Raw genomic sequence first — 13068 nt, forward strand, 5'->3', positions numbered from 1 at the left:
GCGCTTGGTTGAAGTGACAGGCTTTGTGCTCCTGCGAAGGCAGGAGCCCAGTCCCGCCGTCTGATTGCGTTTCTACCATTTGAACTGGGTTCCTGCCTTCGCAGGAACACGCCATGTTGAGATCGCCGCGTCCCCCGCTCTTTGTCAGTGGCCATTCAGGAAAATCTCTTTAGGCTGCGCGGCCATGAGCTTTTCCTTCCGGCGTTCCGCCGCTTCGCTGTCCGTTCTCGCCTTGCTGCTTTCGGGAATATCCGCGCCTCTCGGTGCGAGGACGGACCCGACGGTCGCCCCCGCAACGCCGGGTTCGACCAAGGCGCAGGTCAGGCCCTGGCTCTATGAGAATAGCGATGTGCCGATCGATCCGGCCTGGCGCTTTGGCGAATTGTCCAACGGCCTGCGCTATGCCATCCGCCGCAACGGGGTGCCGCCGGGGCAGGTTTCGGTAAGGCTGCGGATCGACGCCGGCTCGCTGATGGAGCAGCCCGACGAACTGGGTTACGCCCATTTCATGGAGCATCTGACCTTCCGCGGCTCCCGCCATGTGCCCGACGGCGAGTCCAAGCGCATCTGGCAGCGGCTGGGCGTCACCTTCGGCAGCGACAGCAATGCGCAGACCACGCCCACCGGCACCACCTATGCGCTCGATCTGCCGCAGGCGACCCAGACCAGCCTGGGGGAGAGCCTGAAAATCCTGGCGGGCATGATGATCGATCCGAACATCGTGGACAGCGCCGTCAATGCCGAGCGCGCCGTGGTGCTGGCGGAAAAGCGGGAGGGCGACGGGCCGCAGATGCGAATCTCCGATGCCACGCGCAGCCACTTCTTTGCTGGCCAGCCGCTGGCCGACCACAGCCCGATCGGCACGGTGGCGACGCTCAATGCAGTGACGGCGACGAAGATGGAGGCGTTTCATCAGCGCTGGTATCGGCCGGAAAATGCCGTGATCTCGATTGCGGGCGATATCGATCCGGCCATGGCCGAACAGTTGATCAAGGATCATTTCGCGCCCTGGACCGTGGCTGGAAAGGGCGCGCCGCTCCCCGATTTCGGGGAACCGGACGCCAAGGCGCCCGCGACCAAGGTGACGGTGGAACCCGGTGCGCCGACGGGCCTCACCATGGCCTGGCTGCGGCCGTGGAGGCCGCATGCCGACACCGTCATCTATAATCAGGACAAGCTGACCGACATGTTGGCGCTGCAGATCATCAGCCGTCGGTTGGAGCAGGCGGCGCGTGGCGGCGGCAGTTTCCTGCAGGCCAGCGTGGATCAGCAGGATGTCAGCCGATCCGCCGACGGCACCTTCGTCACCATCGTGCCCACCGGCGACAATTGGGAACGGGCGCTGGCCGATGTCCGCGCCATCATAGAGGATGCCAAGGCCGCACCGCCAAGCCAGATCGAGATCGACCGCGAATATGCGCAGATGGACACGGCGCTGGCGATCCAGGTCGAAAATGCCGATACCGAAGCAGGCGCCAAGCAGGCGAGCGATCTGGTGAGCGCGGTCGATATCCGCGAAACTACGGTCAGCCCGCAGGCCGCGCTGGACATTTTCCGCTCGGGCAAGCCGGCGATGACCCCGCAGAAGATATTGGATTCGACCCGGCGGCTGTTTTCGGCGGGCGTCTTCCGCGCGCATCTGATTACCGGCAAGATACTGCCCGGCGTCGATGCGAAGCTGGCGGCGGCGGTCGCGGCACCGGTCAAGGCGGCGACCAATGCGCGGCTGGGCGACAAGGTGGTGACCATGGCCGACCTGCCCACGCTGGGCGCGCCGGGCAAAGTCGTTTCGCGCACCCCGGTAGGCCTGCCGGGGATGGAAAGCATCGTCTTTTCCAACGGGGTGAAACTGACCCTCTTCGCCAATGATGCGGAAACGGAGAAGGTGCGGATCAACGTCCGCTTCGGCCATGGGCAACAGGCTTTCTCTCCCACCAGGCCCGTGCCGGGCTGGGCGGCGGATTATGCGCTGGTGGCGAGCGGGATCGGCAAGCTTGGCCAGCGGGAATTGGACGATTTGACCAACGGGCGGCGCATGGGGATGGACTTTTCCATCGACGACGACGCCTTCGAACTGCAGGCGGTGACGCGCCCCGCCGATTATAAGGACCAGTTGCGGCTGTTCGCGACCAAGCTGGCGGCGCCCGGCTGGGATCCTGCGCCGATTGCGCGGGTCAAGACCGGCGCGGGGGTCGCCTATGATGCGATGGCGCGGGCGCCGGACTCCGTGCTGGCCCGCGACCTCAATTGGCTGCTGCGCGACAAGGACGTCCGTTTCCGCACGCCGTCGCGGGCGGAGATCGATGGGCTGACGCCGCAGGCCTTCCGGGCGACATGGGAACCGCTGCTGGCTTCCGGGCCGATCGAAATCCAGATTTTCGGACAGGTGAAGGCGGATGACGCCATAGCGGCGGTCGCGTCGACCTTCGGCGCCTTGCCGCCGCGCTCCGATGATCCGGTTCCGGCGGCGAACAGGCGGATGCGTTTCCCCGCCCATGTCGAAACCCCGGTCGTGCTGCGGCACAAGGGCGACAAGGAACAGGCTGCGGCGGTCATGGCCTGGCCGACGGCAGGCGGCTTTACGCTGAGCAAGGAGGCGCGGCAATTGGAGATATTGACGCAAATCTTCAACGACCGGCTGTTTGACAAGTTGCGATCGACCGAGGGGGCGGCCTATTCGCCCAGCGTCCAGAATAATTGGTCCTTTTCCTATGAAAGCGGCGGCTACATATTGGTAACGAGCCAGGTGCGGCCGGATCGCATCGGATATTTTTACGGCGTGGTGAAGGATATGGCGGCGGACCTCGCCAAAAATCCCGTCAGCGAGGATGAATTGCAGCGGGCGGTCGCTCCGATGCGGCAATTGCTGATGCGCGCCGGCACCGGAAACGCGTTCTGGATGAACCAGATGGAAGGGGCGACCCATGATCCCCGCTATGTGCAGGCGATGCAGACCATGGCGCAGGATATGCTGACGGTTACTCCGGCCGATCTTCAAGCTCTGGCGGCCAAATATCTGGTGCCCGGCAAAAGCTGGTCGGCGGTGGTCCTGCCGGAAGGGGTGGCCGCGCGATAGGCGGCGTCAGGCGGGGGCAGGGGCCGCCTGTTCCAGCAACTGGCTGTACAGGCGGACATATTCCAGATGGATAGCGCGGATTTGCGGATTGCGGGAACGGGCCGCGAGCCTGCGGTTGCGATCCAGCCTTGCTTCGAAATAGCTGCGATCGAACGACGCGCTGATGATCATTATCTGGCCTCCCGGAACGATTTGGGAGCGAGAATGCCTGGCCGCGGCGGAAAGTTGCCGCACCGCACCCATATTCCTGCCGCGACGCGACAGGATGGACGAAAGGCGCGGCGTGCCGATCAGTGCATGGCGCGGAGAGCGGTGACGATCATGAAGGCGGCCTGCGGCGCCATGCGTTCGGCGCTGATCTGCGGCGCCGACAGGCTGCGATGGGCCAGACCGAAGAGGCAGGCTAGGATGATCTCCTCGGCGCTTTTCAGCGCTTCGCCCGAAAGGTTCGGATTGGCGGCGCAGGCAAAATCGCTCAGCGACTTGCGCACGATCTGACACATTTCCGTGATGGTGCCGCCGACCCGTTCGTTGCGGAACGCTTCGGCCAAAATGTCGAAGGACAAGGCTTCGTGCTTGCTGTCCATGACTTCCAGCAGCAGCAGTTCGAAGGTTTGCTCGATGCTGATCTCTCCCGCGTCCAGCCGGTTCCGCAGGTTCAGGATCATCGCCTCGCGTTCGCTCATGTCGTACTTTACGATGGCTTCGATAATGTCTTCCTTGCCCTTGAACAGGCGGTATATCTGGCCCACGGAGACATGGGCCGCGGCGGCCAGTTCGGCCATCGCGCTTTGATGAAACCCATGAGCGGCGAACAGATCGCGGGCCGCATTCAATATGCGGTCCCGGCCCGTCTGTTCATGCTGCATCGCAATCAAAAATCTTCACCCGGCTTTTTTACTCTTGAACAAATTGTGCCATGTTCCAACCTGCGCCGCAAGCGGAATGAACGTTCATTCCAAATGATCATAGATGCGAAGACGGAGCGCCGGCCGATGCAAAAGGGGATATTCGTCGGACTGTTGGCCTGTGCGTCGGCCCTGGTTGTGGGCGGTTGCGGCCAGCAGCAGCAACCGGCGCCGCCGCCCCCGGCCGTGGGCGTGGTGAAGGTGGCGGTGGACTCGGTGCCTCTTGTCGTGGAACTTCCCGGCCGCGTCGCAGCGGTGGAAACCGCCGAAGTCCGTCCCCAGATCAGCGGCGTCATCCGGCGGCGCCTGTTTACGGAAGGGGCCCTGGTGCGGGCCGGTCAGTTGCTCTACGAGATTGAGGATGCGCCCTATCGCGCCGCCCTGGGCCAGGCGCAGGGCGCGCTGGCGCGGGCGCAGGCGTCGATCCGGGCCACGGGATTGCAGGCGCAGCGCTACAAGGATCTGGTCGGCATCAATGCGGTCAGCCGTCAGGAGGCGGACAACGCCGCCGCCGCCGCCCAACAGGCGAACGCGGACGTCGCGGCGCAGCGGGCAGCGGTTCAGGCGGCCCAGGTGAATCAGGACTTCACGCGCATAAGGGCGCCGATCTCCGGACGCATCGGCCGTTCCCTGTTCACGCCGGGCGCGCTGGTGCAGGCGGGGCAGGCCGCTGCACTGGCTACGATCCAGCGGACGGACGTTGTGCATGTGGACGTGACCCAGTCGGCCGCGCAGATCATCGACCTCAAACAGGCGATGCAGGCGGGCGGCGTCAGCGCCGCCGACGGCGCGCGGGTGCAGTTGCTGCTGCCCAACGGCAGCGTCTATCCCATTGAGGGGCGGCTGCAATTTTCCGAGGTGACGGTCGATCCCAGTTCGGGCGCGGTGACCCTGCGCGCAACCTTTGCCAATCCGGACGGCCTGTTGCTGCCGGGCATGTATGTCCGCGCCAAGCTGGTGGAGGGGCGGCGCAGCCAGGCGATCCTGGCGCCGCAGCAGGGCATCTCCCGCGATGCGCGCGGCCGGGCCACGGCCATGGTCGTGGGGGCAGGGGACAAGGTCGAACTGCGTCAGGTCGAAACCGACCGGTTCGTGGGCGACAAGTGGATCGTCACGAAGGGGTTGAAGGCGGGCGACAGGTTGATTGTCGAGGGGCTGGTCAACCTGCGCCCCGGAACGGTCGTGAAGCCCGGCGCGCCGCAACAGGTGACGGCGGCCGGCAACCAGGCCAATGCCGGCGGGGCGAAATAAGCGATGGCCCGTTATTTCATCGACAGGCCCATCTTTGCATGGGTCATCGCCATCGTCATCATGCTGGCGGGCGTGCTGGCGCTGCGGTCGTTGGCCGTCGCGCAATTTCCTGAAATCGCACCGCCCGCGGTGACGGTGACGACCTCCTATCCCGGTGCGAATGCCCAAACGCTGGAAAGCACGACGACGCAGATCATCGAGCAGCAGCTAAAGGGCATCGATCGCCTCCGCTATTTTTCGTCGAGCAGCGATTCCGCCGGCAACCTGACCATCACCCTGACCTTCGAACAGGGCACCGACGCCGACATCGCGCAGGTGCAGGTGCAGAACAAGCTGGCCCAGGCAACCCCGCTCCTGCCCCAGGAAGTGCAGCAGCAGGGCCTGCGCGTCACCAAATCGTCCTCCACCTTCCTGATGGTCATGGCCGTCTATTCGGAGGATGGCATTCACGATCAACTGGATGCGGGCGATTTCGTCGCCTCCACGCTCCAGGATCCCATCAGCCGCGTCGACGGCGTGGGCGACACCCAGTTGTTCGGCTCGCAATATGCGATGCGCATCTGGCTCGACCCTTATAAAATGGCCAATCTGGGCATCACCACCGGGGACGTGAAATCGGCCATCCGGGCGCAGAATGCGCAGGTTTCCGCAGGGCAGATCGGCGCTGCGCCCTCGCCCAAGGGGCAGGCGCTGAACGCGACGGTGACGGCGCAGTCGCGGCTGAAGACTCCCGAAGAGTTTCGCCAGATCAGATTGCGCGACAATGGCGACGGCTCCGTCGTCTACCTGTCGGATGTCGCCAGGGTGGAGATGGGCGCGGACACCTACAGTTTCGCCGCCAGGTTCAACGGCCATCCCGCCGCCGGTTTCGCCATCAAGCTTGCGCCCGGCGCCAATGCGCTGGACACTGTCGAAGGGGTCAAGAGCCGGGTCGCCGAACTGTCCAAATCCTTTCCGTCCTGGGTCAAATATGATTTCCCGGTCGACAATTCGACCTTCGTGAAGCTGTCGGTGGAACAGGTCATCAGCACTTTGTTCGAGGCGATCCTGCTCGTCTTCGTGGTGATGTTCATTTTCCTGCAGAACTGGCGCGCCACGTTGATCCCGACCATCGCGGTGCCGGTGGTGTTGCTGGGGTCGCTCGCAGTTCTCTATGCGGCGGGTTTCACCATCAACACGCTGACCCTGTTCGGGATGGTGCTGGCCATCGGCCTGCTGGTCGACGACGCCATCGTCGTGGTCGAGAATGTCGAGCGCATCATCCAGGAGGAGGGCCTAAGCCCTAGGGAAGCGGCGAAAAAGTCGATGGACGAAATCAGCGGCGCGTTGATTGGCATCGGCCTGGTGTTGTCGGCGGTGTTCCTGCCAATGGCGTTCTTCGGCGGGTCGACCGGCGTGATCTTCCGCCAATTCTCCATCACCATCGTTTCGGCCATGGTGCTGTCGGTGCTGGTGGCCTTGATCCTGACTCCGGCGCTCTGCGCGACCATCCTGCGGCCAAGGGGGCAAAGCCATATCTGGACCGGCTTTTTCGGTTCGCGTTTCGGCCGCTTCTTCGACTGGTTCAACCGGACCTTCGACCGCAGCGTCGTCCGTTACGGCAAGTCGGTGGAAAAGGTGGAGCGCCGCTGGGGCCGCACGATGCTGGTCTACGGGCTGATCGTGATCGGCATGGGGCTGATCTTCCTGCGCCTGCCGGGCGGTTTCCTGCCCGACGAGGATCAGGGCTTCATCGTCAACCAGGTTTCCCTGCCGACCGGATCGACGCTGGAGGAGACGGAGCGGACTCTGGCCAGGATGCGCGATCATTATCTGATCGACGAAAAGAAGAATGTCGCCGCCGTCTTCACCATTCCGGGCTTCGGTTTCGTGGGGCAGGGGCAGAATGTCGGCATCGTCTTCGTCCGGATGAAGGACTGGTCGGAACGCAAGGGCGCCGATAATAATGTGTCCGACATCGCGCTTCGCGCCAATGGCGCCTTCCGCAAGATATCCGCCGGCATGGCGATCGCCTTCGTGCCGCCCGCCGTGCAGGAATTGGGCAATGCGACCGGCTTCGACTTCCAACTCGTGGACCGGGGCAATCTGGGCCATGACAAGATGGTGGAGGCGCGCAACCAGTTGCTGGGCATGGCGATGACCGACAAGCGGCTGGCGCAGGTGCGTCCCAACGGCCTGGAGGATACGCCGCAGATCAAGCTGAACGTCGATCAAGCGGCGGCTGGCGCGCTGGGCGTGGCCCAGGCCGACGTCAACGACACGATCAGCACGGCAATGGGCAGCAGTTACATCAATGACTTCATAGACCGCGACCGGGTGAAGCGCGTCTATGTGCAGGCCGACGCGCCCTTCCGCACCGCGCCCGATTCCATTGGCGCGTTGCATGTGCGGGGCAGCGGTGGCGTGATGGCGCCAATCTCCTCCTTCGCGACCACCGAGTGGATCCATGGTCCGGCCAAGCTGGAGCGCTTCAACGGCGTGCCGTCGATGCAGATCATGGGCGCGCCCGCGCCGGGCGTTTCGACCGGCGAGGCGATGAAGGCGATGGAGGAAATGGCGGCCAAGCTGCCCGCGGGCGTCGGCTATGAATGGAACGGCATTTCCTATGAGGAAAAGACCTCCGGCGGACAGGCCGCGCCTCTCTATGCGCTGTCGATGCTGATCGTCTTCCTGTGCCTTGCCGCGCTCTACGAAAGCTGGTCGGTGCCGATCGCGGTCATGCTGGTGGTGCCGCTGGGCGTGTTCGGCGCGGTGCTGGCGGCGATGATGGTGGGACTGAACAACGACATCTACCTTCAGGTCGGGTTGATCACGACCATCGGCGTGTCGGCCAAGAACGCGATCCTGATCGTGGAATTCGCCGAGGAAAAGATGCGCGAAGGCCTGCCGCCCGCACAGGCGGCCCTGGAGGCGGGCAAGCTGCGTCTGCGTCCGATCCTGATGACCAGCTTCGCCTTCATCTTCGGCGTGCTGCCGCTGGCGGTGGCGAACGGAGCGGGCGCGGGCGGTCAGAACGCCATCGGCACGGCCGTGGTCGGCGGCATGCTGGCCGCGACGGTACTCGCCATCTTTTTCGTGCCGGTCTTCTTCACCGTGGTGAAGCGGCTGTTCCGCGAACATCATGGCCGCGGTGAAGGCGGTCATGAGGGCGCGCCGTCCGTGCCGCAGGAGGCATAAGCATGGACAAGATCAAGCTCTTCCCTGCGGCCGCCCTGGCGCTGTCGCTCGCCGCCTGCGACATGGCCCCCAAATATGTGCGGCCCGCGCTGCCTGTGCCGGATGCCAGCCCGCAAGGGCCGGCCTATGCCGGGGCGGACGGGCAGGCGATCGTTCCGGCGGATACGGCCTGGAAGGATTTCTTCGTCGATCCGCGCCTTGTCAGGGTGATCGAAACGTCGCTCGCCAATAATCGCGACCTTCGCGTGGCGCTCGCCAATGTCGAGCAGGCGCGGGCGCAATATCGGGTTCGTCGGGCGGATATCTTTCCAACCCTCGGCGTCAACGGCGGCGCGACCTTTCAGGACCAGCCCTTCGCCCAGCAGGGCGTTTCGGGGCGGACGGACATATACACCGCTTCGGTGGGCGTCTCGGCCTGGGAAATCGACCTGTTCGGGCGGGTGCGCAACCTGACAAAGGCAGCGCAGGAGCAATATTTCGCCTCGGTCGAGAACCGCAACGCCGCGCAGACCGCCTTGGTCGCGGAGGTGGCCAACGCCTGGCTCGGCATGGCGGCGGATCAGGAAAGGCTGAAGATCGCCCGCAATCTGGAAAGCGCCTTCGGCCAGACGCTGGACCTTACCAAGGCGCGCTTCGCCAAGGGGATCGCGTCGGAACTGGAGGTGCGCCAGGCGCAGACCAGCTATGATCAGGCGCGATCCGATATCGCCCAGGCGACGACGCTGGTGGCGCAGGACCAGAATGCGCTGAATCTGCTGGCGGGCGGAACCGTGCCCGTCGAAGACCTGCCGACGGCGATGCCGGAAGAGGATGTGACTCTGGTCAACCTGCCCGCCGACCTGCCCTCCATGGCCTTGCTGCGCCGCCCCGACATCATGGCGGCGGAACATCAATTGCTGGCCGCCAATGCCGATATCGGCGCGGCGCGGGCTGCCTTCTTTCCGAAAATCTCGCTGACGGCGGCTTTCGGGACGATCAGCCTCGGCCTTTCGAACCTGTTCAAGTCGGGCAGCGACTATTGGTCCGTCGCCCCCTCGGCCAACCTGCCAATCTTCGATTTCGGGCGCAATCGGGGCAATCTGCGCTATGCGCGGGCGACGTACGATGCGATGGTCGCGACCTATGAAAAGAGCGTGCAGACCGGCTTTCGCGAAGTGGCCGATGCCCTGGCCCGTCGCGGCACGATGACGGCGCAGATGGAGGCGCAGACATCCTTGCGGGATTCGGCACGGGTCGGCTATCGCCTGTCCGAAGCGCGGTTCAAGGCAGGCGTGGATGCTTTCCTGACCACGCTGGACGCGCAGCGCACGCTCTACGGCGCGGAGCAAAGCCTGCTCGCGACTCGCCTTGCGCGGGCGACGAACATGGTCGAACTATATCGCGCCATGGGCGGCGGCCTGCGATAATCTTTGACCGCAAGGGGCGGGAAGCGCTTTGCCTGTCATGCTCTATGCTGACCCTGTCATGGGATGGAAAGCATAGAGCATGAATTACACATATCGGACGATGGCCTCGCCCGTGGGCGAACTGACGCTGTTGGCGAGCGAAAGGGGGCTGGCGGCGGTCCTGTGGGAAGATGACGCCCCCGGACGCGTTCGGCTGGAGCCGCGAATCGAAAGCAGCGATCATCCCCTGCTCGATGCGGCCGGACGGCAGTTAGGCGAATATTTCGCCGGGCAGCGGCAGGCGTTCGACCTGCCGCTGGATTTCAAGGGCACGGATTTCCAGAAGCGCGTTTGGGCGGCTCTGCTGACCATTCCCTATGGCGAAACGCGCAGCTATGCCGATATTGCGCGCCAGATCGGCAAACCCTCCGCCTGCCGGGCGGTAGGGGCGGCGAACGGACGCAATCCGATTTCGATCGTCGCGCCCTGCCACCGCGTCGTGGGCGCCAACGGCGCGCTCACCGGCTTTGCGGGCGGTTTGAATGCCAAGCGCTATTTGCTTGAGCTTGAGGGAAGATCGTTCGCCGCCGATTAAAATGGCCTGTCGGGGCCGGTCGAACCCTCTCACCTCATGAAACCATAACGGGCGGCGGATGGGAGCCGGATTGAACATCCGCCCAGGCCTTGCCGCTCTGCCTGTTTGGCAACTCCCCACTCCCTCAATAGCCATAAACCGGCGCCTTGATCGGCGCCCGTTTAACAATATGCTATGTTAATTTGATATATCGTCGAAATCGCTTTGACAGTTTCGATATATGAAACTATAACCATATCAGAGTTCATCTTATGGATGGACGTCGGGCATATATTAGCGGATAAAGGCGGCAGGGTCGCTGGGTCCGTCTGGACATATGCGCGGCCTGAAATGGTTGACGATGCAAAAAAGAGGGGAATGGGAGATGGGTATGAATAAAAGGGCAAAGCTTCGTTTGCAGGGAAGGCTGGTTTTTGCGGCGGCGTCGGCTGCGGTCGCGCTGGCAGCCGCTGCATCGGCCCAGGCGCAATCGGCGGGCGCTCCGGAGGGGGCTTCGGCTCCAAAGGATGAGGGCCAGAACATCATCGTGACCGCGCAGAAGCGCGCATCGCGCCTGGCGGACGTTCCGGCTGCGATCTCGGCCTTCAGCGGCACCTATATTCAGGAGCGCGGCGTCAACGACTTCGAAGGGCTCGTGGAGCAGACGCCCGGCGTCAGCATGACGTCCGACTTCGGGGGCAGCGCGTCCAAGGTGATCTCGGTCCGCGGCCTGGGCGGCAGCGACGATTATCGTCCGAACGGCAGTTCTTCGGCGGCGCTGCATATCGATGACGTCTATCAGACGTCGAACCTCTTCCTCTCGCTCCCCTTCTTCGACGTGGAACGCGTCGAAGTGCTCAAGGGGCCGCAGGGCACGCTCTATGGCCGCAACAGCACGGCGGGCGTGATCAACGTCCTCACCCGCGATCCTACCAAGGATCTCGATGGATATGTAACGGGCGAAATCGGCAGCTACGATCGCTATCGCATAGAGGCTGCTGTCGGAGGGGCGCTCACGCAGGATATCTCGGCTCGCATCGCCGTTCTGCGCGAATGGGGCGGCGGTTACATGGACGGCAAGGGCGCCGGCTACCTCGCCGGCACGCGGGTCTTCGCGGGTACGCCGGTCGTCCCCGATCCGGGCGCCCGCAGCGGATGGGGTGACCGCAACATGCTGGCGTTGCGCGGCACGCTCCTCTGGAACATGCCCACCGACGGCAAGTTGAAGCTCAAGGCCTTCATGAGCCGCGACAAGGGCGAGAACCAGATCACGGACAGCGTTCAGGGCATTGCGAACAACGGCTGGCTGGAACCGGACAACGATCCCTACACCTTCTATTCGTCCCGTTATCCGATGCGCGACATCCGGATGTACGGCGGTTCGCTTAACTATGAGCAGCCGCTGACGGACGACATCACCCTCACCACCATCCTCGGCTACCAATATGGCAAGCGCTTCGTGGAGGGCGCCACCGGCGGTCCGGCTCGCGTATTCGATTGGGATTTCAACGACCGCGTGCGGCAGAAGTCGTTTGAAACCCGTCTGGCGGGCAATATCGGCACGATCGACTGGGTGGTCGGCCTCTATGCGATCAACGACAAGGTCAAGTTCAGGACGGATCTCGACTATACCGATGTCGGTGCGACCCGCGTTCGAACCAATTATATGCAGACGCGCAAAAGCCGCGCGGTCTTCGGTCAGGTCGATTGGCCGATCACCGACAAGTTCACTGTTACCGGCGGTCTTCGCTATACGGATGACAAGGCGCGGTTCGCCGGATCGACGATCGATCTCAATCCCTACGGCATCACGCAGGGCGCCACCCGCTTTCCCGCAGTGCCCGTATTCTTCGACAACCGGGCGCACGACAACAACGTTTCGGGCCGCCTGACCCTGGCTTACAAGCCGATTGAAGAGGTCAAGGTCTATGTGTCCTACGGCACCGGCTACAAGGCGGGCGGTTTCGACGGATCGTCGATCTTCAGCGCGGTCGAGGCGCTGCCGCTGAAGCCAGAAAACGTCAAGGCCTATGAAGCAGGGTTGAAGGTTTCGACCGACAGCGGCTTCTTCGCCTCGGTCGACGGCTTCTATTACGATCTGTCGGAATTGCAGGCTTTCACGATCCTTGCGCCCAATACGCCGAACATCCGCGTCAACGTCGGCAAATCGATCCTCTACGGCGTCGATTTGCAGGTCGGGGTCAAGCTGTTCGACAATGACCTGCATAGCCTTCGTCTGGAAGCGGGCGGCACGCTGCTCGACAGCCGGATCACCGAATTCCAGGGAACGGCTGCACAGGTCGCCGCGAATCTGGGCAATGATCTGCCTGCCGCGCCGCATCGCACCGCGAACGCGTCACTGGTCCACAATCTTCAGCTCGGCGGGGGGCTGGAGTTCAAGACGACATTCGATGTTCGTTACAAGAGCGCCGAATTCAAGCGTCTGAACAACGTCGCGACCTCCAGGGTTCCGACATATGCATTGTTCGGATTGCGCGGGGAACTGTCGTCGGATGCCGGCTGGTCGGTATACGCCTTTGTTCGCAACCTTACGGACGAAGTCTACGCGCTCGACCGCAACCTGGCGCAGCGCCTGGTTGGATCGCCGCGGCTCTTCGGCGGCGGCGTGCGGTATGAATTCTAAAGCGCGCTTCGCTTCCTGGAATATGGTTTAATAATGTCTTCCAAGCCGTCCGG

The 13068-nt window shown here is 63.5% G+C and carries 8 protein-coding genes; 6 read left to right on the forward strand and 2 right to left on the reverse strand.

Annotation, left to right across the window (positions count from 1 at the left end; translation table 11 throughout):
- Positions 1 to 184 precede the first annotated feature (184 nt).
- Positions 185 to 3076, forward strand: a complete 2892-nt coding sequence (locus tag BV95_RS00200; RefSeq protein WP_037446212.1) for a M16 family metallopeptidase — start codon at positions 185 to 187, stop codon at positions 3074 to 3076.
- A gap of 6 nt (positions 3077 to 3082) precedes the next feature.
- Here the strand turns inward: BV95_RS00200 and BV95_RS24195 are convergent, their stop codons facing one another.
- Positions 3083 to 3247 carry a hypothetical protein gene (locus BV95_RS24195; RefSeq protein WP_169804642.1) on the reverse strand — a complete coding sequence of 55 codons (165 nt, stop codon included), beginning with the start codon at positions 3245 to 3247 and terminating at the stop codon, positions 3083 to 3085.
- 119 nt (positions 3248 to 3366) lie between these two features.
- Entirely contained in the window at positions 3367 to 3954 is a 588-nt protein-coding gene (locus BV95_RS00205) for a TetR/AcrR family transcriptional regulator (RefSeq protein ID WP_037446214.1), read from the reverse strand.
- A gap of 117 nt (positions 3955 to 4071) precedes the next feature.
- On the opposite strand from BV95_RS00205, the gene BV95_RS00210 reads away from it, so the two are divergent.
- The 5 genes from BV95_RS00210 to BV95_RS00230 all read left to right on the forward strand — a co-directional run bounded on the left by BV95_RS00210 (position 4072) and on the right by BV95_RS00230 (position 13015).
- Positions 4072 to 5235: an efflux RND transporter periplasmic adaptor subunit gene (locus BV95_RS00210; protein ID WP_037446429.1), complete on the forward strand. Its 1164-nt coding sequence runs from the start codon at positions 4072 to 4074 to the stop codon at positions 5233 to 5235.
- A 3-nt stretch (positions 5236 to 5238) separates the two neighbouring features.
- Positions 5239 to 8412, forward strand: coding sequence for an efflux RND transporter permease subunit (locus BV95_RS00215; protein WP_037446216.1), 3174 nt, complete (start codon positions 5239 to 5241; stop codon positions 8410 to 8412).
- Positions 8413 to 8414: 2 nt separating this feature from the next.
- Positions 8415 to 9818, forward strand: a complete 1404-nt coding sequence (locus tag BV95_RS00220) for an efflux transporter outer membrane subunit (RefSeq protein ID WP_037446218.1) — start codon at positions 8415 to 8417, stop codon at positions 9816 to 9818.
- 79 nt (positions 9819 to 9897) lie between these two features.
- The gene (locus BV95_RS00225) at positions 9898 to 10392 is read left to right on the forward strand and encodes a methylated-DNA--[protein]-cysteine S-methyltransferase (RefSeq protein ID WP_037446220.1); all 495 of its coding nucleotides are present in this window, start codon (positions 9898 to 9900) and stop codon (positions 10390 to 10392) included.
- A gap of 370 nt (positions 10393 to 10762) precedes the next feature.
- A complete protein-coding gene (locus tag BV95_RS00230; RefSeq protein WP_234703066.1) occupies positions 10763 to 13015 on the forward strand; it encodes a TonB-dependent receptor in 2253 nt (750 codons plus the stop codon).
- The last annotated feature ends 53 nt before the right edge of the window (positions 13016 to 13068 follow it).

The organism is Sphingobium chlorophenolicum (assembly GCF_000722875.1).
Classification (GTDB): Bacteria; Pseudomonadota; Alphaproteobacteria; order Sphingomonadales; family Sphingomonadaceae; genus Sphingobium; species Sphingobium chlorophenolicum.